At 61.4% G+C, this 21,691-nt stretch carries 22 protein-coding genes and 1 pseudogene; 12 read left to right on the plus strand and 11 right to left on the minus strand.

Annotation, left to right across the window (positions count from 1 at the left end; all coding sequences use genetic code 11):
* Positions 1-21 precede the first annotated feature (21 nt).
* A complete protein-coding gene (locus VGD45_RS00870; protein WP_331153370.1) occupies positions 22-1,518 on the minus strand; it encodes an FAD-binding oxidoreductase in 1,497 nt (498 codons plus the stop codon).
* Positions 1,519-1,738: 220 nt separating this feature from the next.
* On the opposite strand from VGD45_RS00870, the gene VGD45_RS00875 reads away from it, so the two are divergent.
* The 4 genes from VGD45_RS00875 to VGD45_RS00890 all read left to right on the plus strand — a co-directional run bounded on the left by VGD45_RS00875 (position 1,739) and on the right by VGD45_RS00890 (position 6,057).
* On the plus strand, positions 1,739-2,902 hold the full coding sequence (locus tag VGD45_RS00875) for an aromatic ring-hydroxylating dioxygenase subunit alpha (RefSeq protein WP_331153371.1): 1,164 nt from the start codon (positions 1,739-1,741) through the stop codon (positions 2,900-2,902).
* Positions 2,886-4,508: an NAD(P)/FAD-dependent oxidoreductase gene (locus VGD45_RS00880; protein ID WP_331153372.1), complete on the plus strand. Its 1,623-nt coding sequence runs from the start codon at positions 2,886-2,888 to the stop codon at positions 4,506-4,508. Before VGD45_RS00875 ends, VGD45_RS00880 begins: the two co-directional genes overlap by 17 nt.
* Positions 4,509-4,635: 127 nt before the next feature.
* Positions 4,636-5,136 (plus strand): hypothetical protein, encoded by a 501-nt coding sequence (locus VGD45_RS00885; RefSeq protein WP_331153373.1) that lies wholly within the window; start codon positions 4,636-4,638, stop codon positions 5,134-5,136.
* Between the two features lie 261 nt (positions 5,137-5,397).
* Positions 5,398-6,057, plus strand: a complete 660-nt coding sequence (locus VGD45_RS00890; RefSeq protein ID WP_331153374.1) for a response regulator transcription factor — start codon at positions 5,398-5,400, stop codon at positions 6,055-6,057.
* 59 nt (positions 6,058-6,116) lie between these two features.
* Here VGD45_RS00890 and VGD45_RS00895 read toward each other — a convergent pair whose 3' ends face one another.
* Entirely contained in the window at positions 6,117-6,875 is a 759-nt protein-coding gene (locus VGD45_RS00895; protein WP_331153375.1) for an SDR family oxidoreductase, read from the minus strand.
* Positions 6,876-6,953: 78 nt separating this feature from the next.
* Here VGD45_RS00895 and VGD45_RS00900 point away from each other — a divergent pair, with 78 nt between their 5' ends.
* Positions 6,954-7,193 (plus strand): DUF2007 domain-containing protein, encoded by a 240-nt coding sequence (locus VGD45_RS00900; RefSeq protein ID WP_331153376.1) that lies wholly within the window; start codon positions 6,954-6,956, stop codon positions 7,191-7,193.
* A gap of 8 nt (positions 7,194-7,201) precedes the next feature.
* Here VGD45_RS00900 and VGD45_RS00905 read toward each other — a convergent pair whose 3' ends face one another.
* Together VGD45_RS00905 and VGD45_RS00910 are read right to left on the minus strand one after the other, a co-directional pair.
* Positions 7,202-8,761 carry a vanadium-dependent haloperoxidase gene (locus tag VGD45_RS00905; protein ID WP_331153377.1) on the minus strand — a complete coding sequence of 520 codons (1,560 nt, stop codon included), beginning with the start codon at positions 8,759-8,761 and terminating at the stop codon, positions 7,202-7,204.
* A 204-nt stretch (positions 8,762-8,965) separates the two neighbouring features.
* Positions 8,966-9,283, minus strand: a complete 318-nt coding sequence (locus tag VGD45_RS00910) for a hypothetical protein (RefSeq protein WP_331153378.1) — start codon at positions 9,281-9,283, stop codon at positions 8,966-8,968.
* Between the two features lie 209 nt (positions 9,284-9,492).
* On the opposite strand from VGD45_RS00910, the gene VGD45_RS00915 reads away from it, so the two are divergent.
* The gene (locus VGD45_RS00915; protein ID WP_331153379.1) at positions 9,493-10,080 is read left to right on the plus strand and encodes a hypothetical protein; all 588 of its coding nucleotides are present in this window, start codon (positions 9,493-9,495) and stop codon (positions 10,078-10,080) included.
* Here the strand turns inward: VGD45_RS00915 and VGD45_RS00920 are convergent.
* Positions 10,077-10,730, minus strand: a complete 654-nt coding sequence (locus VGD45_RS00920; RefSeq protein ID WP_331153380.1) for a dihydrofolate reductase family protein — start codon at positions 10,728-10,730, stop codon at positions 10,077-10,079. The genes VGD45_RS00915 and VGD45_RS00920 overlap by 4 nt on opposite strands.
* A gap of 43 nt (positions 10,731-10,773) precedes the next feature.
* Complete coding sequence (locus VGD45_RS00925; RefSeq protein ID WP_331153381.1) at positions 10,774-11,463, minus strand: DUF1223 domain-containing protein; 690 nt, start codon at positions 11,461-11,463, stop codon at positions 10,774-10,776.
* A gap of 158 nt (positions 11,464-11,621) precedes the next feature.
* Between VGD45_RS00925 and VGD45_RS00930 the strand changes: the two genes are divergently transcribed.
* From VGD45_RS00930 to VGD45_RS00940, 3 genes are all read left to right on the plus strand, one after another.
* Positions 11,622-12,983, plus strand: a complete 1,362-nt coding sequence (locus tag VGD45_RS00930; RefSeq protein WP_331153382.1) for a hypothetical protein — start codon at positions 11,622-11,624, stop codon at positions 12,981-12,983.
* Positions 12,980-13,663 (plus strand): RNA polymerase sigma factor, encoded by a 684-nt coding sequence (locus tag VGD45_RS00935; RefSeq protein ID WP_331153383.1) that lies wholly within the window; start codon positions 12,980-12,982, stop codon positions 13,661-13,663. The genes VGD45_RS00930 and VGD45_RS00935 overlap by 4 nt, the downstream gene beginning before the upstream one ends.
* A gap of 87 nt (positions 13,664-13,750) precedes the next feature.
* Positions 13,751-14,824, plus strand: a complete 1,074-nt coding sequence (locus VGD45_RS00940) for an alpha/beta fold hydrolase (protein ID WP_331153384.1) — start codon at positions 13,751-13,753, stop codon at positions 14,822-14,824.
* Positions 14,825-14,845: 21 nt separating this feature from the next.
* Here VGD45_RS00940 and VGD45_RS00945 read toward each other — a convergent pair whose 3' ends face one another.
* From VGD45_RS00945 to VGD45_RS00960, 4 genes are all read right to left on the minus strand, one after another.
* Positions 14,846-15,727, minus strand: coding sequence for a hypothetical protein (locus tag VGD45_RS00945; protein WP_331153385.1), 882 nt, complete (start codon positions 15,725-15,727; stop codon positions 14,846-14,848).
* Between the two features lie 454 nt (positions 15,728-16,181).
* Positions 16,182-16,385, minus strand: a complete 204-nt coding sequence (locus VGD45_RS00950) for a hypothetical protein (RefSeq protein WP_331153386.1) — start codon at positions 16,383-16,385, stop codon at positions 16,182-16,184.
* A 590-nt stretch (positions 16,386-16,975) separates the two neighbouring features.
* A complete protein-coding gene (locus tag VGD45_RS00955) occupies positions 16,976-17,611 on the minus strand; it encodes a glutathione S-transferase family protein (RefSeq protein WP_331153387.1) in 636 nt (211 codons plus the stop codon).
* Between the two features lie 64 nt (positions 17,612-17,675).
* The gene (locus VGD45_RS00960; protein ID WP_349263182.1) at positions 17,676-18,317 is read right to left on the minus strand and encodes a pyridoxamine 5'-phosphate oxidase family protein; all 642 of its coding nucleotides are present in this window, start codon (positions 18,315-18,317) and stop codon (positions 17,676-17,678) included.
* A gap of 101 nt (positions 18,318-18,418) precedes the next feature.
* Between VGD45_RS00960 and VGD45_RS00965 the strand changes: the two genes are divergently transcribed.
* On the plus strand, positions 18,419-19,324 hold the full coding sequence (locus tag VGD45_RS00965) for a LysR family transcriptional regulator (RefSeq protein ID WP_331153389.1): 906 nt from the start codon (positions 18,419-18,421) through the stop codon (positions 19,322-19,324).
* Positions 19,325-19,517: 193 nt separating this feature from the next.
* Here the strand turns inward: VGD45_RS00965 and VGD45_RS34260 are convergent.
* Positions 19,518-19,592: pseudogene (locus tag VGD45_RS34260) on the minus strand (dehydrogenase); the annotation flags it as partial.
* Between the two features lie 198 nt (positions 19,593-19,790).
* On the opposite strand from VGD45_RS34260, the gene VGD45_RS00970 reads away from it, so the two are divergent.
* Positions 19,791-20,915 carry a sensor histidine kinase gene (locus VGD45_RS00970; protein WP_331153390.1) on the plus strand — a complete coding sequence of 375 codons (1,125 nt, stop codon included), beginning with the start codon at positions 19,791-19,793 and terminating at the stop codon, positions 20,913-20,915.
* Positions 20,912-21,673 (plus strand): LytR/AlgR family response regulator transcription factor, encoded by a 762-nt coding sequence (locus tag VGD45_RS00975; RefSeq protein ID WP_331153391.1) that lies wholly within the window; start codon positions 20,912-20,914, stop codon positions 21,671-21,673. Before VGD45_RS00970 ends, VGD45_RS00975 begins: the two co-directional genes overlap by 4 nt.
* The last annotated feature ends 18 nt before the right edge of the window (positions 21,674-21,691 follow it).

The raw sequence follows: 21,691 nt of genomic DNA on the forward strand, positions 1-21,691 counted from the left end.
AGGGTGGGTCTTCCGGCAGGCTCAGCTCTTCCGAGGCTGGATGTTCGCGTTCAAACGAAACAGATTCGTCGGATCGTATTTGGTCTTCACCGCCACCAGCTTCTTATAGTTCCCGCGATAGTTGGCATTGATGTCGCTGGCCGTAGCCTCGCGAGGCATGTCGTTCACATAAAACCCGCGCGTGAATTTCTCGAGGCCCGACCAATAACGACGCGTCGCTTCGATGTGATCAGTGGCATTCTCGCCGTGAGTCCAGCCGCTCATCGTCATCATGTTCGCCAACGCATATCTGTGCGCAAAGGCCGTGGCATCCTCAGGAACCCGCGAACAAGCCCCACCGCAGTGCTGGAAGAACAGCGCCGTAGTCCGGCGCGGGTCGCCCTGGATGCCCTTGACCAACGCATCGATGAGATCGCCGGGCATCGCGGAAATGAAGCCGCCTTTGATATAGGTTCCCAGCAACCGCGCGTCAGACCAGTCCCCCGAGCGTTGCAATTCCACATAGTCCATCGCCTTGATGCTATCGGCGACGGACCCGCCAACTTTCCGGAGCGGCGCGAGCGCATGCTCCGCCTCCTGCGCCGGTCCGCTGTAGCAAACATCCAGCTGAGCGACGCCCGGAGCGCCACCGGGCGGCAGCACCACGATTGGATCGAAATAAAGAGTGTCCGGCGCGGCGGGCGCATAGTCCGCGTACATCGCGAGCACGTCGCGCATTTTCTCGAACGGAAACGTCAACTTGCCGGCGATCACTTCCCGCTGCATCGGATGCAACTTGAACTCGAAGTTGCTGACGACACCGAAGTTCCCGCTGCCGCCGCGCAAGCCCCAGAACAGGTCCGGATGCTCACGCATGCTCGTATGCAGCAGTTGTCCATCCGCCGTCACGACATCCATCGCGGTGAGATTATCGATGGCCATGCCGAAGCGACGAGCCACGCGACCGAAGCCGCCGCCGAGCGTGAGACCGCCCACTCCCGTATGCGACACCGTGCCAAGCGGCGTCACGAAGCCTTGAGCCATCGTCTCCGCATCGACTAGTCCCAATAAGCTGCCGCCCTTCACCGAGACTTTCCGCCCGGCGGTATCCAACTGCACGCCGCGGAAGTTCTTCAGATCGATCTGCATGCCGCGCTCGCAGGTCGACTGACCGGAATGACTGTGGCCGCCGCATTTCACCGCCAGCAGCAGGTTGTGCTCGCGGGCGAACTTCACCGCGCTCTGAATTCCCGACACATCGGTCGGCTGCGCGATGAGCGCCGGATGTTTATCGAACGACGGGTTCAGCAACAGGCGCGCTTCGTCATAACCCGCGTCCCCGGCCAGAAGCAGATTCCCCTGCAGCCGTTCGGCGAGCTCGCGAATCTCGGCGCTGCGTAGCGTCACGTCGCGCCCCTCGGCAGTGATTGCGGACACATCGCCAATGGGGCCCGACCGGGCCAGGGCGGAGACGAAATTGAAGGCAGGTAAGGTGGCCGTCGCAAACAGCGCTGACCTCACGAACTCGCGGCGTTTCATAATTGCCCCCATGCCCCAAATGCTTTGTATGCACAGTCCATTCGAGTTCTTCTGGAGCGCGCCGGTCCTTGGTCGGCGCGCTGGAATTCGTGGAGAGTAGATGCCCTTGGCGGCGCGAATGCAATCGCGGCCGCCCGCGTTTTCACTCCCGAATCGCGGGACTGGACATTCATCGCCGCTGCAGCAATCCTGGGAGGATGTTCGGTTCGAGGAGGGCGCCATGACCGCCGCTGCCCGATCCCAGTCCGCCACCGCTCACACCCCTGCCCTCGTGGACGACCCGGCCGTGGGCCTGCCGGCCTGGATCTACCGGGACCCCGACTTTTTCGAGCTGGAGAAGCGCTCCATCTTCCGAACCAGCTGGCAGCTGGTGTGTCACGGCAGCGATATCCCCAATCAGGGCGACTATCACTGCTTCGACCTGCTCGGCGAGTCCATCGTTTCGGTCCGCGGTCGCGATGGCGCGATCCGCAGCTTCCATAATGTGTGCCGCCATCGAGCCTCGCGTCTGCTCGACGGGCCGAAGGGTCACTGCGGCGGACGCATCACCTGTCCCTACCACGCCTGGAGCTATTCGCTCGATGGCCGGCTCATCGGTGTGCCCCACCGCGAAACGTTTGGCGACCTGAATCCGGAGCAGCACGGACTGGCGCCGCTAGAGCAGGAAATCTTCATGGGCTTCATTTTCATCCGCCTGGAGCCCGGCTTGCCCAGCGTGCGGGAAATGCTGGCGCCGTATGTCGACGACCTCGCGGCTTATCATCTGGAAGAGCTGGTGCCCCAGGGCCGCGTCACGCTGCGCCCTCGTAATGTGAACTGGAAGAATGTCGCCGACAACTACTCGGACGGCATGCACATCGATGTCGCGCATCCGGGGCTCACGCGACTGTTCGGCCGCAGCTACGGAATCGAAGCGCAATCCTGGGCCGACAAAATGTGGGGCCTGCTGCAGGAGACGCCACGCAAGAGCTGGTCCGAACGCATGTATCAGAAGCTGCTGCCCGCGGTGGAATCGCTGCCGCCGGAGCGCCAGCGACTGTGGACTTACTTCAAGCTGTGGCCGAACCTGGCCTTCGACATCTATCCCGACCAGATCGACTTCATGCAGTTCATTCCCCTCTCCGCCACCGAAACCATGATTCGCGAGATCGCCTATGTGCATCCCGACGATCGGCGTGAGATGCGGGCAGCGCGCTACCTGAACTGGCGCATCAACCGACAAGTGAACAAAGAGGACACCGCATTGATCGCGCGCGTGCAGGCCGGAATGAATTCGAGCAGCTATACCGTTGGACCGTTGAGCGAAACCGAAGTGTGCCTGCGCAGCTTCGCGAAACGAATGCGCGCCATGATTCCGGAGAGCCGCAGTGCCCGCAAAGTCTGACGTTCTCATCGTCGGCGGCGGCCACAACGGGCTCGTCTGCGCGGGCTATCTCGCCGCGGCGGGATTGAAAGTCACGGTGCTGGAGCGACGCCATGTCGTTGGCGGCGCAGCCGTCACCGAAGAATTCCATCCGGGCTTTCGAAACTCCGTCGCCTCGTACACCGTTTCGCTGCTCAATCCGAAGGTCATTCGCGATCTGCAGCTGCAAGCTCACGGCCTGCGCGTCGTCGAGCGCGAGATGTCCAACTTCCTGCCGACGGAAGACGGCCGCTACCTCGCCACGGGCGGCGACAGAACCAAACGCGAAGTCGCGAAGTTCTCGCAAAAGGATGCGGACAAGCTGGATGCCTACGGCGATCGGCTGGATGTCATCGCCGATTTGTTACGCGATCTGGTCCTGCAGACGCCGCCGAATGTTGTCGATGGCGGCTGGCGCATGGCCTTGCCAGAGCTCGTGCACGCGGCCCGCCTCGGAGGTCGTTTCAGCAAGCTCGACATGAGCATGCGTCAGGAACTGTTGAGCCTGTTTGTTACTTCCGCCGGCGACTACCTCGATGGCTGGTTCGAAAGCGCGCCCATCAAGGCCGTGTACGGTTTCGACGGCGTCGTCGGCAACTATGCCAGCCCCTACTCGCCGGGCTCTGCCTATGTATTGCTCCATCACGTCTTCGGTGAGGTGAATGGCAAGAAAGGCGCATGGGGCCACGCCATCGGCGGCATGGGCGCCATCACCCAGGCGATGGCGAAATCCGCCGCGAGTCGCGGAGCGGATATTCGTGTCAACGCGGGGGTGCGCGAGATCATCGTCGAAAATGGCAAGGCCGTCGGCGCGGTGACCGAGTCCGGCGAGACGTTTCATGCCGCCGCCGTCGTTTCGAATTTGAATCCGAAGTTGTTATATACGCGCCTGATCGATGCAGGAGCGCTGCCCGCATCGTTTCTCCAGCGCATCAATCAATGGCGCTGCGGCTCCGGCACGTTCCGCATGAATGTCGCGCTGTCCGAGCTGCCCGATTTTTCCTGCCTGCCCGGCAAGCAACGCGCCGCTCATCACACTGCGGGTATCATCATCGCGCCGACCCTGGCATACATGGAGCGAGCCTACTTCGATGCACGCACTCACGGCTGGTCCAAACATCCCATCGTCGAGATACTCATTCCCTCGACGCTCGATGACAGCCTCGCGCCTCCGGGCCAACACGTAGCGAGCATGTTCTGCCAGCACGTGGCTCCGATGTTGCCGAATGGCGAATCGTGGGACACGCATCGCGAAACCGTCGCCGATCTGATGATCGATACGGTCAACGCACACGCGCCCAACTTCAAGGCCGCCGTGCTCGGCCGGCAGATCATGAGCCCGCTCGATCTGGAACGCACGTTCGGCCTGATCGGCGGCGACATCTTCCATGGCGCGCTCAGCCTGGATCAAATGTTCTCCGCGCGGCCCATGCTCGGCTACGGCAACTATCGCGGGCCATTGCCCGGCCTATATATGTGTGGCTCGGGCACGCACCCCGGCGGCGGCGTCACTGGCGCACCGGGCCACAATGCCGCGCACGAAATCATGAGCGACTTCCGCCGCCGGGTGCTCCGGCGCAGCGCCTGAGATTCGGATAACTCCAGAGTTCTAGAACTCGCAACCTAGAACGCCGGATCGATAGGATTCGCAGCCACAGCTCTTAGAGTCACGGTTGCTTCTTTCGAAGCAAACACAACGACCGGGAGGGCTGATCATGAATATCGTGAAGAGCTGTTGGATCGCGGCAAGCGCTACTGTATTGGGCACCTCGCTCGCATTCGCGATAAGTCCCCACTTCCTTCGCGCCTCGGACTCCATCGACTTCGATACCGGCGAGTTTACATGCAGCTGGAAGGAAGTCGGCCTGGGCAACAATGCGCTGATCACCTATGTCTGCAGCGCCAGCGCGACGGCCACCTTTGTCTGCATCAACCACGGCGGCCGTAATCCGTCCGCGGCCAACAAGACCACCGTGGAAGCAGACGTGGGTGCGACAGGAACATTTCCTTCCACGAAGAATGGCTCGATTACCGCCAGCCTGACCGTCGAGCCGCCGGGACCCGGCGAGTTCAGCTGCCCGCCCGGACAATCCATGGGTTTGGCGCAGGTCAGCTACACTAATGTGCTGCTAACAGACACGACCAATGGGATCGCCGTCGCCCTGGCCGATCAGTCCACCGGTTGTCTGCTGCCCAACGTCGTCGAGGCCTGCTAACAACAATCGAAGCCCAACCTGACTTGCGGGCTCGACGTTTCTCCCGAGCCCCGCCGTCTGTGAATCGCTCAAGCGTTGTGTGCTCAACGGATGCGGCGTCGCGTACGCGATTTTGTCTAACTTTCCCGCTTGCCGTGGGTTATTGATTTGAGTTAAATCCTCTTCCTCGCCACATTGCGCACCTTCCGGACAAGGCGGTGCAGGACATATATATGAGCGGGCGTGGCAGACGCGTCAGCGCACCGCTCTTCGAGTCCGCACATGCAACCCTTAGCTGCTCCCCTCGGCCGGAAGCATTGGCAAGTGGCCTACGCCGGCGAGACGCCGAATGTGCGCTCGGCGATTTTCGGGCTGTGCACCAAGCAATCGATATTCCGATTCTGCGGCCAAACGGCGGCCCCGCATCAACTCGTCGGCGTCACACCCCCTCCAGACATCATTGTGATGGATGACGCCCTGTTGAGTCGGCGGGGGCTGACAGAGCTCGCGAAATTGCATGTCGCCTTGCCGCTCGCTCGCACGCTGCTGATCGGCGACTCGCTGCAGCCTTCGACCGTATCGGCCACTCTGCGTTTGGGAACATGGGGGGTGCTCGCCACTATGCGCGTGACGTTCGACCTGGACCGCGCGCTGTATGCTGTCGCCGGCGGCGAGCTCTGGTTGAGCCGGCGACAGCTCGCCACCGTGGTGGCGTTCACACACACGGCGACCCGGCGGGACTTCACCGAGCTGACCGCCCGGGAAAACGCCGTCATGCGCGGTGTGCTGCTGGGTCAATCGAACAAGCAGATCGCTCGCGACCTCGACATCGCGGAGCATACGGTGAAGATCCATTTGCATCACGCGTACGCCAAACTGCGCGTCCACAGCCGGGTCGAGCTATTGCTACACTACCGTGGCGGGAGCGAGGCTGTGCATTAGTCATCACCGGGCGGCCATTGCCGTGGACGGGGGTATCTGAACTCCATCTAACGCGACAACTAACCCCGGCCCACGAAGGGCATCTTCGTCGCCATGAGAGTCATGAACTGCACGTTCGCGTCGAGAGGCAGATTCGCCATGTAAAGCACGGACGTGCCGACGTGCTCGACGTCCATCAACGGCTCGACCGCGGTGCTGCCGTTGGCCTGTGGCACACCGCGCGCCATCGGTGCGGCGAGATCGGTGGATGCATTGCCAATGTCGATCTGCCCGCAGGCGATGTCGTATTTTCGGCCATCGAGCGAAGTGGATTTGGTGAGCCCGGTGATTGCGTGCTTGGTGGCCGTGTACGGCGCCGAGTTGGGTCGGGGCGCATGCGCGGAGATCGAGCCGTTATTGATGATGCGCCCGCCGCGGGGCTGTTGCGCCTTCATGAGCTTGAAAGCTTCCTGCGTGCAAAGAAACATCCCGGTCAGATTGATGTCGATGACCTGCTTCCATTGCTCGAACGTGAGCTCTTCGAGCGGCACGGGCGGCGCGCCGACGCCGGCATTGTTGAACAGGACGTCGAGGCGACCAAACGCGGCCTTGGTCGCGGCAAACAATGCCTGCACCGAAGCGGGAATGGCTACATCCGTGGGCACCGCCAGCGCGCGATGGCGATCGACACCTGCGAGTGCAATCACCTCCTCCAGCGGTTCCCCGCGACGCCCGGCAAGGACGACACGATAACCGTCTCTCAGCATCGCGAGCGCCACGGCCTTGCCGATTCCGGTCCCGCCTCCCGTGACGATCGCAACTCTTTCGCTCGCAGTCATATCCAGCTCCCGTCGACTAGTCCGCTTCACCCGGCCATACTACCGGGGCGGAATCGGCGATTGCGAGCGGGAGACAGCGTGACTCCGGTCATACGTTGCAACGACTACTTCGAGGCTCACCTCCTCGCGGGGCTGCTGAGACAGCACGGCATAGACACGTTCCTCCAGGGAGCGTACTTGCAGGGCGCGCTCGGCGAAATCCCCGCGATGGGTCACCTCGCCCTCATGGTCGACGAATCGGATCACCCGCGGGCGAAACAAATCATCGAAGCCTACGATCGCGGCGAGCTGGAGCTGGATGAAACACAGGCCGAGTAAAGCGATAGTTACGGCAACGGCCGATAGATGCGATCGAACACATAGTCCGCGATCTGCTGGCCCTGCGTGATGCCTTCGGTCTTGTCGAACGCCCAATGAATGCCGAGATAGATGCGGCTCTGACCGTTCTCCTCCTCGGCCTCCGATAGCGACTTGAAAGTGCGCGGATGCCGGATCCGCGCCACACCCTCGTTGTCGCGCGTGACGCCATTGTACTCGTCCGAAACGAAAGTAAACGAGATATCGTCGGTGCCGTAGAAACGACGCAGAGTCTGGAACAGCGCCCCGCCAAAACCGGCGTGGCCCGAGGGATAGGCGGGGAACGGCGGCGTAAAATTCGGTCCTTTCAAATTGCTGGCCGGCGCACCCAGCGGAGAGAACGTCGGATCGCCGACGGTCGCGGGATTGCCATCGCCTTTGCCGGTCGGACCGGTTCCGAGGTCCGATTCGCGAATCGCGGTCACCGGCCGCCAGAACTGGTAGTAAAACTTCGAGTCCCAGATGGCGATTCCCGCGTCTGCCAACGCCACATTCACCAGTGCGAGCAGACGCGCGGTCTCCGTGGCGTCCGAGCCCATTTGTCTCGCGATGGTCGTGGCGATCTGGTTATAAAGACGCGGGGGCGCGCACAGGCTCGGCATGCCGTCGTAAGCCCAGAAGATGCCGATGAACGTCTGCTCCTGCGTACGCTCTGTCGGCGTCGTCACACCATCGCCGCCGAGCCGCTGCACCTCTTCGTACGCTTCGACATATTCCCTGCTGGTCATTTCCGGGGGCGGCGGCGCGCGGAATTGTTTTCCCGAGGTGATCACGAACGGTTTGATCTCGCCCCAAGTCGCACCCAACGCCGCCTGGCTACGACTGACTGGATCGGCCCGCCACCAGCCGGGCTTATTACTAGGCGTGAAACCGTTACCTATCGTGGGTTCGTCATAGTACGAGCCATCGTATTTGCGAGCTCGAAGAATGCGCTTCGCGGCGTCCGCGCCCACGCTCCTTCCGGCCTTGCGTGTGTCGTCCGCGGGCAACCGATCCAACGATGTTTGTAATTCACGAGCGAATATCGGGCTCTGCGATGGGAACATTGCCTTCAATGTGTCATGCGCCGCCTGCGCGATCGCCGCTCTGGTCGAAACCCGCGTGGGATCGGCGACGCGGGGAATACTCGTGAAGGGCTTGTAGCCGCCTTCCACTGCCGTCATGGCATCGAACATCGCGATATGGACGATGGCGATCGCTCGCGCCGACCGCCCCGGTCCGACCGCTTCACCATAAATGCGATTCTCGCCCGCCTTCACCGGTGTGTGATCGAGGCCACTGGCGTCGATGGCGACGCTGTTCCAGTGCAGGACGAAGCCGAGTTGCGACGTGTCCGTCTGCGTTTGTTTTGGCAACAGAACAGCGCTCCCGACATTCGACTCTGGACGCGGGCCCAGATACTCATCCACCGTGATCGATGCTTTGTTTACTGTTTCGCTCGCCGCCGTGTCGGCGGATACTCCCAGTGAAATGAGCGCACAACACAGACACGCGCCGCGAACGGCGCGCTGAAGGATCGGATGTAACATTTCTTTCTCCCCGTGCCGGGGCCGAGAAAGGAGTAAAGGGAGTCGACAGTGAGGCCCCGGGCAGCGCGCAGACAACGGGCGCTCGATGTACTTAGTTCCTCAGAAAAGAAACATTGCCCGCCGCCCCCTGCGCAAATGAAAACGCCGCCCCGAAGGCGGCGTTTTCTTTCAAGTGGCTGCGTGCGACTGACGGGCCGGCAGCTGCTACTCGTTCGGGCAGTAGTCGATGCCTTGCAAATCCGCCCACGCGTTCAAAGTGGCTGCCGCGTCGTGACGTTGTGCATCGCTGCCCGGGCCTCTGCTTGCGAGATCGGACAACAAATCATCGCACGCCGCGCCACACGCATCGGTGCCGAACCAAATCTCCGTATGAGTCTTCCAGAAACCCGGGCTGCAATCGTTGAGCGTCGGCGGCGGTGGCTCTTCCCCATCGCCAGGCGCCGTTGCGAAAGCAAAATAGGCCAGCGACAGACCCGTACCGAGCGCGGCAACGCACAACGTGTTTCTTATCAGCTTGCTCATGGGATTCCTCCTTCGTTTGAGGTTCCCGCCGTTTAATGCAAACCACGCACCGGAAATAAAAACCTGTTAAACCCTCCGACGTTGACGCCGTTCGCCGACAATGCTGCAAATGCGGCATGTCACGATTTCCGACAGTGCAAGCGCCGCACGCTCGTCTGTATGATTCCCCACGCAGGGAAAATTTCCGTCGGCGAGTCGGCAGGTCTGACATGAAGAAATATTCGGCGCTGTTGGTGGGCTTGATGCTGGTCGGCTGCGCGTCGCAGCCCACGGTGAAGTCCTGGATGGATCCGGTTTCGTCGGTCACGATCACCGCTCAAACCGAACCGATGGTTATGGTTCGCTCCGATCCGCCACCCGTGTTCAACGAGCGCGACTACGCGCAGCTGACGGCAATCGAAGTCAATCGGATGGGCGATCGTCGCCTGTATCTGGTCGCCATCCTGTGGACTACGGCTGATGTTTCTCGCAGCCCAGAAACCTTCGAAGATTCCTTCCAGCAAGTGGAGCTTCAGGTGGCGGACCGCACGCTGGCGCTGACCCGACACGCGGGCAAAGCTTCCGAGCTGGGCATCAGCCAGTCGGCGCTGCCTCTGCCCATCTCCGGATCGACTCACATTTATTTCCCCATCGAGCGCGCCGACCTGCGGGCGATCTCGCGCTCGACTCGAATCCAGCTCACCGCGCGCGGCGTCCCGAATGCGCCGCGCCGCTATGAGGAATTCAGCGACGGCCGGCAGAGCCTCAGTGATTTTCTGAGCCAGCTGCCGGGGGAATCATCCAGCTCGGGCGGCTAACCGCCCGTTGCTCGCCCGATGATCACGTGTAACACCTGTTCAGAAGTTCGACGGTCGGTCACGCGATAGCCGAGCTCGGCGAGATCCAGCCCCGCGAACAGGGACTCACCGCGTCCGAGCAGTATGGGCACGATCGCCACGTGCATCTCGTCGATGAGCCGCGCCTGCAGGAATTGGCGGATCGTCGCGGCACCGCCACCGATGCGGACGTCTTTGCCGTTGGCAGCGGCGACCGCGCGTTCGAGCGCCGCGTGAATTCCTTCCGTCACGAAATGAAACGTAGTTCCGCCCTCCATTTCGATGGAAGCACGCGGATGATTGGTTAGAACAAACACGGGCGTGTGATAAGGCGGATTCGGTCCCCACCAACCCTTCCATTGATCGTCGGGCCACGCGCCCCGACTGGGCGCGAACATGTTTCGACCCAGAATCCACGCCCCAACGTTCTCGACACCGCGAGCCAAGAAGTCATCATCGATGCCAGTGCTGCCGTCGCCGTGGCCGTGCATCTTCTGGAAGGTTCGAGTGCCGAAGGCCCACTCGTGAAGCGCGAGTCCGCCGACGCCGAGCGGATGCTCGAGTGACTGATTCGGACCGGCGCCGAATCCGTCCAGGGAAATTGCAAAGCCAGCCACTCGGATCCTGGTCATGCAGGTCTGCTCCTCGGGTCTAAAAAAATAAATGATGCTGACGTCACCGAAGCGCCAGGTTCGCTGCCCCGGCAATGGCGCCCTGATTCTTCCGCTGCAGGATGACTGCGACGCCGGTCGCATCCCGCGGCAGCTCCGCAAGCGATGCTGTCATCCGCTGCGGTTTGCCATTCCAGGTCCCCAGCCGCTTGATGGATCGAACGACGTTGAAATGCTTCAGCGTCCGGCGCGCATTTTCGCCGCCGGCGATTTTATCCGTGGCCTCGGCGAGATAAGAAACGAAATACACGTCCATCGATTCGCGCCACGCTTCCGTGAACTCTATCTGCACGTTGCGCCCGACCTTCGACATGGTCAGGCCCAGCGCATCACGATCGCTTGCGAGCGCCTGCTCCACCGCGCTTCGATTCGATCCCACCAAACTCGTGTCTCCGCTCACGACCATCTGAGGTGTAAAAGTCCCGGAGCGCGACAATCGCCTCACGTATCCTTTCTGACGTTGCGTGGCCTCCGGCATCGAATATCGATCCTTCCAGCCGAGATCGTCCCAATAGTCGACGTGATAGGCCAACGCAATGACGCCGGGCCTGTGCGCGAGCTCGCCGAGCAAGGCGTCCGCGGGCGGACACGAGCTGCAACCTTGCGAAGTGAATAGCTCCACGACGACGGGCTGTGCGCCGGCGCTTGCCCAAAACAGCAGCGTCACCCATGCCAGCGATACGAAACGTTTCATGCAAACCATCCTGATCGGGCCGCGGTCGTGTAGTCAACGTCCCCTACTGCCGTCACGTTCGTTGACGCCCCTCCGCCGAATACAAAACCTGGCACAGACATCAGACCCGCCGCATCTAATTATATGCACTGACCCGTGCGCATTGCGGGGAGACTGACATGAAACGCTGGTTGGCCGGAGCGGCGATTGCTTCGTTGAGTTGGCTCGGAATCGCGGTCATGGCTGCAGGCGCCGAGGAGACTTTGCAAGACGATGGCAATGACGAGGTGTCGCGCATCGATTTACGCAACCTTCAACACGCGCTCGAACAGGTCCGGGAAGGCAGAGCGATTTTCCGCCACGACACCTTCGGCGACGAAGTGTTTTGGGGCGATACGTTGCGCTTGCATACAGCGATTGCCGGAAGCGCGAGTGGCGGCGTCGGCGCTGGACTGAGTCCGAAAGCGGCGCTCGCGCTGGGACTCAAAGTCGATGTCGATGCGCTGCCCGAGAGTCTGCGCAATGATTTGCAACGAGGCCGCGTCAACCTGGAAGCTCCCGCAACGACATTGGCGCTGTTGAAGCTGAATGCCGTTGTCGGCGTGCGTGGGTTCTTCGATGACACGGGACAACGGCTGCGGTCGGTCGGCATTACCTGCGCCCTGTGCCATTCGACGGTAGACAATTCTTTCGGGCCCAGCATCGGCCGGCGACTCGATGGGTGGGCAGCACGCGATCTGAACGTGGGCGCGATCATCGCGCTCTCTCCTAACGTGCAACCGTTTGTCGATCTGCTCCGTATCGTCGACCCGTCCATCGACGCCGCGACCGTGCGAACCGTGTTGCGCAGTTGGGGGCCTGGCAAGTTCGACGCCGAGTTGTTGATGGACGGCAAAGCCTTCCGACCTGATGGCAAGTCGGCCGCGACGTTGATCCCGCCCGCCTTCGGCCTGGCCGGCGTCAATTTGCACACCTGGACCGGTTGGGGCTCGGTGACCCATTGGAACGGTTTCGTCGCCAATCTGGAGATGCAGGGCCAAGGCACATTCTTCGATCCGCGCCTGAACGATGCACTCAAGTTTCCGATCGCTGCACAGGCGGGTTTCGGCGACGTCCGCCGCACGCCGGACCTGGTCACGGAGAAGCTTGCCCCGCTCCATCTTTATCAGCTCGCCCTGCCGGCGCCGCGCCCACCTCGCGGTAGTTTCGACGCTGCCGCAGCCAAACGCGGAGCGGAAGTATTCGCAGGCAACGGCGACTGCGCTCGCTGCCACGTGCCGCCGCTGTACACCGAGCCCGGCTGGAACATGCATACCCCGGACGAGATCGGCATCGACAGCTTCCAGGCCGATCGCTCGCCGGACGAGCATTACCGCACGGCGCCTCTCAAGGGACTGTGGACGCACGGCAAAGGCGGCTACTATCACGACGGTCGATTCGCGACGCTCGAAGCCGTCGTCGATCATTACGACAGACATTTCACGCTCGGCTTGTCCGCTGCCGAAAAACGCGACCTGGTGCAGTATTTGAAATCGTTGTGAGCTCGAAGCACACCCTTGGCAGTGCGGATCTGACGGCTGTAGCTGACGCGGACCTGGTCAGCGCCGTCTTGGCTGGAGACCGCACTGCCATGGCAGCGCTGATCCGCCGGTACGACCAGGCGATGTACCGGACGGCGCGCAGCATTCTGAAAGACGATACGGAAGCCGAAGATGTGGTGCAGGAGGGCTTCCTGCTCGCTTATCGCGGCCTCGGAAGCTTTCGACACGACGCGAAGCTTTCGACGTGGCTGATTCGGATCGTCGTGAACCTCGCCGCGGGACGTCTGCGCAAAGTCTCCCACCGGCAGAACATGGTGCAGTCGAGCAACCCCATGCGGGAACGAACGGACCGCGACGACGACGCCCCAGAGCAACCGGATCAGGCGCTCGGCAGGGAGGAGATTCGCCGTTTGCTCGAAGCCAAAATCGACCGCCTGCCCGACCCGTACTGTGTGGTGTTCGTCCTGCACGGCGTGCAGGAGCTGTCGATCGAAGAAACTTCCGAAGCTCTGGGCATTCCTCAGGCCACGGTGCGCAGCCGCTACTCCAGAGCTCGAAAACTGCTTCGCAAATCGCTTTCGACGGAACTGCACGGCGCGCTCGGCGACGCCTTCCCCTTTGCCGGCCAGCGTTGCGACCGGATGGTGAGCTCGGTCATCGCCGCACTTTACAGTACGTGAGCCTCGGGACTGGGAATCGGCAAGCTGCGCCCAGGTTTGATATAAGGGCGCGCGGCGACGGACACCTCACCCATTGGAACTCACCGCATGATCCGAATTCTAGTGCTGCTGCTGTGCCAGTTTGCCGTGCAGACGATCTGCATGGCGCAGGCGACCTATCCGCAACCCGTCGAAGGCGACGTGGTCCTCCGCGACTTTCGTTTCAAATCGAGCGAAGCTTTGCCGGAGCTGCGCGTGCACTACCGAACGGTCGGCAAGCTCGAACGTGATGCGAAGGGCGTGGCGAAGAACGCGGTGTTGGTTCTGCACGGCACGGGCGGGAGTGGCGCTCAATTCCTGCGCGCCGAATTCGCAGATCACCTGTTTCGAGCGGGCGGCGTCCTGGATGCTACCAAGTATTTCATCGTCCTGCCCGATGGCATCGGTCACGGCAAATCCAGCAAACCGAGCGACGGGCTGCGCGCCAAGTTTCCGCGCTATGGCTATGTCGACATGATCGAGGCACAGCGCTTGCTGTTGAAGGAGCTCGGCGTCGAACACCTGCGCCTGGTGATGGGCACGTCCATGGGCGGCATGCACAGCTGGCTGTGGGGCGAACTGCACCCGCAAATGATGGATGCACTCATGCCGCTCGCCAGCCTTCCAGGGCAGATCTCGGGACGCAATCGCGCCTGGCGACGCGTGGTCATCGACGCGATCCGCAACGATCCTCTGTGGCAGCAAGGAAACTATAAAGAGCAGCCGCCCTCGCTGAAGACAGCGCAGCAGATGTTGTTCTTGATGGGCAGCAATCCCGTGCTTCGTCAGGAGCAGATGCCGACGCTACGTCGTAGCGACGAAGTGCTGGATGCTTACGTCGCCAACGCGCTGAAAACGGCCGATGCCAACGACATCCTTTATCAAGTCTCGGCCTCTGAAGACTACGATCCAGCGCCGCAGCTGGAGAAGATTCGCGCGCCGCTGGTGGCGATCAATTCTGCCGACGACCTCATCAATCCTCCCGAGCTCCAGATCCTCGAGCGCGAGATCCGTCGAGTGCCGGGTGGCAAAGCAATCGTGATCCCGTTCGGTCCGGACACGGTCGGCCACGGAACGCATACGATCGCCAAAGTCTGGGAGCAGCACCTAGCCGCCCTGCTGCGGCAGTCAGAGCGACGTTGATCTGACTGCCGCTTCAGGCCGCTATCGATCGTTCAGGGCTTGGAACGATACGGCGGGTACATTCGGATGTTTGTATTGGGACGTCGTCTGATCTGACACATGCGTGACGCCCGGCACCCGGGCCCACGCCTGTGCCTCCGATCGTGTGTTCGCGATCACCAGCACCCGCCGGTGGCCGAGATTGCCGAACGGCCTGCCCGCGTAGCTCACATGCCAGGGTGACAGCGGCTTCGGATGCTCGAGCACGACGCCGTCGACGTAGCGCTCACCCGTGAGCGCTTTGATGGTACCGGCTTCCCAAACATTGTTGTTCACGATAATGAAACCGGGCTTGATCGCCCGCCGTTTCGCGTCCAGGCGCCGCACCAGATCGATGTTCCCCGCCACGTACGCATTCTTTTCCCACAGCGGCCACGAACCCCACTCGGCAAGACTGCTCCACGGGCGCACTCCCACCGTATCCAGAAATACGCCATCGACCTTGCCTTCGCGCATCAGGCGCTCGACATAGCTGACCACGTGATCCGACCAATCCGAGCCGGCGCGAATATCAGTCATGCGCGTGTTCGCCCACGGGCTTCTCTGTCCGTACGTCGGATAGGGCCACAGCGGCACCTGGCCGATGTCATTCATATAGAACTGAGTATCGAGCGCACACACGAAGTGATCCGGCCGCGCTATGGGATTGATATAGGCGAGAACCTCCGCACCCTTCTGTCGCGCCGCTTGGAATGCAGGGTCGTTACGATTGCAGCGCCCGGCGATGAGCATGCCGGTGGGTTTGCCGTATAACGGCACGTTGGTCACATACTTCCAGGCGATTCCCAGCGGATTGGCTGCTTCCGCGGACCCGACGCCGACAACGGACAGCAATAGAGCACTGACTGCAACGAGTGCATGCATTCGGAACATCGTCTCTCACCCTTCTTCGTCTGATTGCTAGTGATAGCCGGTCACGTGCGGTATCTCGGCGTCGCCGCCGAGAACCGGATGCCACAGATTCTTTGGAATATGCGCGTGCCCGGAGATTCTTCTGACTTGCGCGCGCGAGCCTACGCGCGAGCTCTCGCAAGGTGCAAACTGTCGCCGATGGTCCACGCTGGATTTTTTGTACGGGCGAGATTGGAAAAGTTACAGGGAGGCGGATTGTGACATGGAACGTAGAGAGCTGGAGATCAGCCGGATCGTCGCCCGACTCGAACTTGTGCCGACTGTGTCGGGAGGAATTTTACATTCGGCGTTTCTGCGGAAACGTCCGGCGGTGAAACCTCCTCGCGAGCGGCGTCGATTGCCTTGATAAACACCTGCCTCATCTCAGTCGGCAGTCGGGCATCAATTAACTCGGCAAACTGCCCAGTTATTTACGGAGTTCCGAGATGCGAAGCAGATCGCCTGGCGCGATCGGAGGCACCTGTTTCTTCGCCACATCCACCGAACTCAGCCGAAAAATGGCATCGAGCTGTCGTGCAGCCAATGATTCATGGGCAACGCGGTACCGCGGGTCAATCTTCCAAATTCCACGGCGGTATGGAGATACGTTCTTCTTCAATACAGCGCTCATGGAACTCTGCTTGACGCTCAGAGAGGATGACTGCCCGATCGGTGCATCAACACGCTCCCCACAGTCGCGCAACCGGCCTGCGCCGTCGGTTGGCGCATGCGCTCTCACCCTGCGGGCCTGGATCGCGCCCGTGGCTTCTCCAGCGCATCCATGGCTAGAAAAATCCTCTTCAGTCCATCGTGCTGCGATGTCGCTTGATCGAATTCGCCGATGAGATCAAACAATGTGTCGATCGCAGCCCGTTACAAACGCCACCGACTCGTACGTCTCATTCATAACGTACATGCCGGTTCGCTTGCGAACGCTCTGGAAAAGTTCTGTATGGCGCTTCATGGAGCAAGATCCAAAGTCGATGGCATCGGCGTACTCCCTTAGACTCTTATATTCATCGATCGCCAGCTCTTTCCTCGAAACTTGCCTAGATCAATGCCTCTTGCGGCGTAATGTTACCAATTTCGCCTCCGAAATGTTTCTGAATCTGTCCGTTGCCGGCCTCGTCCGCCCGCCCGGTCAGCATCCGGGACGAAGGTGCGGGTACTTACGGAATTGCTCATAGGTGCTTCGAGCAGGCGTCGCAAGCTAGACGTTATTCAGATGGTCAGAAGGACGCTTTTCTCCCGTTCAAGTGCTCGGCGTGCGGCGGGCCGCTCGATGAGGCGGTTCTTTAGGGCAACCAAGTTTGTCAATTTCATGATCGGCAACCCCAACTCGCGGCCCCACGGGAAGAAGACCAGAGCATAGGGGTCGGCGAGCGTGAACTCGTCACCCATGATCCAGGGACGGTCGGCCAGCGCGCCATCGATCTCCTGCAGGCAGGCCCAGTAGTTATCCTTGGCCTGTGCCTTGACGGCTGCGTGCAAGCTGACATCCGCGACGAGGTGCTCGGGATGAATGAACTGCTTGAACGTCGGGTGAACGGTCCCGGAAAGCCACGCACAATGCGCGATCGTGCGCGCCCTCTCGAGCGGATCAACGCCGAGCAGATTCTTCTGAGGATACGCGGTCCCGATCCATCCGAGGATTGCGGTGGTCTCCAACAGCACACGACCATCGTTGAAGCGCAGTGCCGGCACCTTCGCCCGTGGATTGATCGCACGATACTCGGGTTTGTGTTGTTCGCCGGTAAAAATGTTGATCTTTTTGGCCTCAAAAGTCGCGCCGGCCTCTTCCAACGCAACATGGGAGGCCATCGAGCAGGCATACGGGCAATAGTAGAGAGTCAACACAGTACGATCCTTGAATCGGAGTTGTATGGGGATAATCGGGATCTGTTCGAGGCACGCGCATCGACTACGAGGCGCGTGCCACCTGCGCATGCAGTGAGGCATTCTCCGCCTCCAGTGAGGCATTCTCCGCCTCCAGTGCGGCCACCCGGTCGCTGATCTGGCGCAAGCCATCTTCAAGCTGCGCTTCGGTGTAGCGCGGGACGATGTGCTGATGGCAATTCCAGTCGAAATTCTGCAACCGCAGCCGCACGATCCGTTCGACTTTGCTCCGCGCGCCATCCACTACTGCTGCTGTCAGCGCGGCGTCTGCATCGAGGGATACCAACTCCGCATGGACATATATCTTGAGCCGGGCCCGACGCGGATAATCCATCAGGAACAAACAGGCCTTGTCGTTTGCCGATAGATTGCCCGCACTGATGTATTGAAAGTTTCCGCGATAATCGGCGAAGGCAAGCGTCCGGTCGTCCAGTAGCTTCAGGAAGCCCTGTGGGCCGCCGCGGTGCTGGATGTAAGGCCAGCCGGTCTCGGACGTCGTCGCCATGTAGAAACTGTCCCGCTCGGCGATGAAGCGAACCTCGCGCTCGGTGAAGCGATCGAAGTCGCGCTTACCCCTGAAGTTCTCCCACATCTCGGCGACGCCGAGTTGTTGTTGTATCGCGCGTACAGCGGGCGTCACCGCCACATCCAGGAACCCAAAGCCCATTGCCGTCTCCAGCCGCATCCATGCGATGAATGTAGTGAGATTGACGGAGCCGAACAATTAGACGAGTCTGAGGAGCAGCTACGCAAAAGATGAGGAAATGGATGGATCGACTGGAAGCCATGTCACTACTGATCGACACAGTGGATACGGGAAGCTTCTCTGCCGCGGCGAGAAAGCGAGGCGTGCCGGTTGCTACACTCACCCGAAAAATCGGACAGCTGGAAGAGCATCTAGGCGCGGTTCTCGTGATCCGCTCGACCCGCACGCTGTCACTGACCGATGCCGGGCAGCGTTACCTCGCAGGCGCGCGCCACATCATCGCGCAAGTCGACGAGGTCGAACGCGAAGCGGCGGGCGAATTTGTTGAGCCCACCGGACGATTGGTGGTGAGCGCGCCGCGAATGTTCGGCCGCCTTCACGTCTTGCCGATCGTCGGTGACTTCCTGCAGCAACACGAAGGAATCACTGTCGATCTGCAGCTCATCGACGCTAATGTTGATGTGGCTGCGGGAGCCGCCGACGTCGCCGTGCGGATCGGCGCGCTGCCGGACAGCAGTTTGATTGGCACCAGGCTTGGCAGCATGCGATCCGTCATCGTCGCCAGCCCCGCGTTTCTTGATCGGTATCCGACACCGCAGCAGCCGGACGATCTCGCAACCCTGCCCTCGATAGTTCTCAACATCCCACTACCTGCCATTGCTTCCCGGCCGCGCGCGCGGTCACCCGATTGGCCTGTTGGGCAGATACGCTTGCTTGTCTCAGGCGCCGAGGCGGCCGTTGATGCGGCTGAGGCCGGACTCGGCTTCGTGCATCTCTTGCACTACCAGGCGGCAGATGCCCTCAGAGCCGGTCGGTTGCGTCTACTTCTCGAGGGCTTCGAGGGCGAACCTGCGCCGGTGCACGCTCTGCATGCGCCGCTGACACAACTCCCTCAGAAAATCCGTCGCTTCCTCGATTTCTCGAGCGACCGGCTGCGTGCTTCGTTGCTTGCGATTGGGAAAGCGTGAAGGCGGGACCAGCCCGCTAGCCGGAGATGAGCCGCAACAGCAGGCGCCGCAGCGTACGACGCTCGTTGAGCTGACAAGGCGCCGGCGAACTGCTCCTCGTGCTCTGGAATGACTTCGCGTGCCTTCGCCAACAGTCGCAAGCCTTTGGGGAGTGACGAAGAGCTCGTACCGGCGCCGATCCACCGAAGTAACAGCGCGACGCACGAACCAGTGCCATGCCGCTCGATCCACCCGTGATGACTGCAACCTTACCTTCAAGCTTTCCCATGACTTTCCTTCCAAAAGATTCCGTTGGTTGTTCGGACGGGTCGGGCCCGTGCAGGTCATCGGCACCACTCTCTTCCGATGGCCGATGGCCGATGGTCGCATTGCCGAGGAATGGATGTGCGCCACTCACGGGCTGATGAAGTAATTGGGTATGCTGCCACGCCGGCGACAGGGTCGGCGACTGGAGGCAGCCGGGCCGATGACACAGCTCGCTAGAGAAAAAAAGCACGAAGGGGCGCGACCGGTGGTGGAGAACGGGTCCGAAATCGGCCGCCGGGGCATAGTCATTCTGGCGGCGTGGACACTGGTCGCGATGCTCTTCGCCGGGCAGGCCTGGGTTGCCTCACATGTGCGCGGCGAACCGTTGGCGTGGGCACGTGCCAGTGCCATCTGGCTCGTCTGGGCCGCGGTTTGGGCTGCCCTCACGCCGATCGCGCTTCGACTCGAGGCGCGGTTCCCGCTTCAACGACCGTGCTTCCTGGCCGCGCTTGCGGTGCACGGTGTCGCTTCGGCCACCTGCGCCCTGGTCAACCTGGCGCTCTTCGCGCTGGCGGCGCCAGTCATCGGTGCGACCCAGGTCGAACCCACCTGGCTCGGCACCTTCGGCCGGCTGCTGAGCACGACGCTTCTATTAAACATCCCGGTATATTGGCTGATCGTCGCCGCGGCACATGTGGAGCGACTCGTGCGGATCGCCCGAGAAAAGGATCGTCGGCAGCTCCGCCTCGAAGCGCAGCTGGCCGATGCCCGCCTGCAGACATTGCGCACCCAGCTGCAGCCACACTTCCTTTTCAACGCCCACAACACGATCTCGGTGCTGATGCACGAGAATGTCGACTTGGCAAATCGGATCCTCCTGCAGCTCAGCTCGTTACTGCGCCGCTCGCTTGACGGCGCCGAGACGCATGAGGTGACGCTCGGCGAAGAGATTGGCTTTCTCGAGAGCTACCTCGAGATCGAGCAGGCACGCTTCGGCGAGCGTCTGAGCTACCGGATCCTCATTCCTGATCAGGTTCTCGAAGCGCGGGTTCCGAACCTAATCCTCCAACCCCTGGTCGAGAACGCGCTACGCCATGGACTGGCCACGCGCGCTGGACCGGGGCGAGTGGAAATCAAAGCGGATCGGCAGGGCGACTTCCTCCTGCTGTGCGTTGTCGATGACGGCCGAGGTCTACCACCGGCGATGACCGAACGCGTCGGTCTGGCGAACACCAGGGCGCGGTTGCGCTTGCTGTATGGGGAAAGGCAACGCTTCGACGTGCGCAATTCCGGTGACGGAGGCGTCATCGCCGAGATCGAGCTACCTTGGCGCACCGTCCCATGACCATCCGGGTGCTGATCGTTGACGATGAACCAGTCGCCCGCCGCGGGATATTGCGACTGCTGCGGCAGGAGCCGGACATCGAAGTCGTGCAAGAGTGCGGTGACGGTGAGGCTGCGATTTCGGCGATCAGCGCACTTTCGCCCGACCTCGTGTTCCTCGATGTGCAGATGCCCGAGCTCGATGGGTTCGCCGTCATTGAAGCCATCGGGGGCAACCGCATGCCAGCGGTCGTATTCGTGACCGCATTCGATCAACACGCCGTGCGAGCGTTCGATGCGCAAGCGCTCGACTACGTGCTGAAGCCCATCGATCCGGAACGTTTTCGCCGTGCCCTGCAGCGCGCTCGTTCCCACCTGGCCCACCCCGATGATGGCTTCGTCCGCCGCGTTTCCGAAGCCTTGAAGTCGATCGATCGAGGAGAGCTGCGGCGTTATCCCTTGCGACTGGCAATCCGTTCCGAGGGTCGCGTTCGATTGCTCGACATAGGCGAGGTCGATCGCATCGTCGCCGCAGGAAATTATGTCGAGATCCACACAGGCGCGAAACAGCACCTGCTGCGCGAGACAATGGCCAGCCTCGAGTCCCGCCTCGACCCACAACGTTTCATCCGAGTATCACGGGCGGCAATCGTCAGCATTGCCCAGATTCGCGAAGTGCAGCCAATGTTCAATGGAGACTTCGTCGTTCTCCTCAAGAATGGCGCGCAGGTGAACGGCAGCCGGCGCTATCGGGCGGCGCTCGACGTCTTGCTTAGGTGAGCGCCGTTTGGGCCGCTG

Origin of the sequence: Steroidobacter sp. (genome assembly GCF_036402275.1) — a bacterium.
Taxonomy (GTDB): domain Bacteria; phylum Pseudomonadota; class Gammaproteobacteria; order Steroidobacterales; family Steroidobacteraceae; genus Steroidobacter.

Bases quoted from the DNA above. Each gene is read 5' to 3' on its own strand.
- VGD45_RS00910 (WP_331153378.1), bottom strand. From the start codon at position 9,283: ATGAGCAAGCTGATAAGAAACACGTTGTGCGTTGCCGCGCTCGGTACG.
- VGD45_RS00895 (WP_331153375.1), bottom strand. From the start codon at position 6,875: ATGACTGCGAGCGAAAGAGTTGCGATCGTCACGGGAGGCGGGACCGGA.
- VGD45_RS00975 (WP_331153391.1), top strand. From the start codon at position 20,912: ATGACCATCCGGGTGCTGATCGTTGACGATGAACCAGTCGCCCGCCGC.
- VGD45_RS00960 (WP_349263182.1), bottom strand. From the start codon at position 18,317: ATGGGCTTTGGGTTCCTGGATGTGGCGGTGACGCCCGCTGTACGCGCG.
- VGD45_RS00885 (WP_331153373.1), top strand. From the start codon at position 4,636: ATGAATATCGTGAAGAGCTGTTGGATCGCGGCAAGCGCTACTGTATTG.
- VGD45_RS00925 (WP_331153381.1), bottom strand. From the start codon at position 11,463: ATGAAACGTTTCGTATCGCTGGCATGGGTGACGCTGCTGTTTTGGGCA.
- VGD45_RS00940 (WP_331153384.1), top strand. From the start codon at position 13,751: ATGATCCGAATTCTAGTGCTGCTGCTGTGCCAGTTTGCCGTGCAGACG.
- VGD45_RS00930 (WP_331153382.1), top strand. From the start codon at position 11,622: ATGAAACGCTGGTTGGCCGGAGCGGCGATTGCTTCGTTGAGTTGGCTC.
- VGD45_RS00890 (WP_331153374.1), top strand. From the start codon at position 5,398: ATGCAACCCTTAGCTGCTCCCCTCGGCCGGAAGCATTGGCAAGTGGCC.
- VGD45_RS00920 (WP_331153380.1), bottom strand. From the start codon at position 10,730: ATGACCAGGATCCGAGTGGCTGGCTTTGCAATTTCCCTGGACGGATTC.
- VGD45_RS00915 (WP_331153379.1), top strand. From the start codon at position 9,493: ATGAAGAAATATTCGGCGCTGTTGGTGGGCTTGATGCTGGTCGGCTGC.
- VGD45_RS00945 (WP_331153385.1), bottom strand. From the start codon at position 15,727: ATGCATGCACTCGTTGCAGTCAGTGCTCTATTGCTGTCCGTTGTCGGC.
- VGD45_RS00905 (WP_331153377.1), bottom strand. From the start codon at position 8,761: ATGTTACATCCGATCCTTCAGCGCGCCGTTCGCGGCGCGTGTCTGTGT.
- VGD45_RS00970 (WP_331153390.1), top strand. From the start codon at position 19,791: ATGACACAGCTCGCTAGAGAAAAAAAGCACGAAGGGGCGCGACCGGTG.
- VGD45_RS00870 (WP_331153370.1), bottom strand. From the start codon at position 1,518: ATGAAACGCCGCGAGTTCGTGAGGTCAGCGCTGTTTGCGACGGCCACC.
- VGD45_RS00950 (WP_331153386.1), bottom strand. From the start codon at position 16,385: ATGAGCGCTGTATTGAAGAAGAACGTATCTCCATACCGCCGTGGAATT.
- VGD45_RS00965 (WP_331153389.1), top strand. From the start codon at position 18,419: ATGGATCGACTGGAAGCCATGTCACTACTGATCGACACAGTGGATACG.
- VGD45_RS00875 (WP_331153371.1), top strand. From the start codon at position 1,739: ATGACCGCCGCTGCCCGATCCCAGTCCGCCACCGCTCACACCCCTGCC.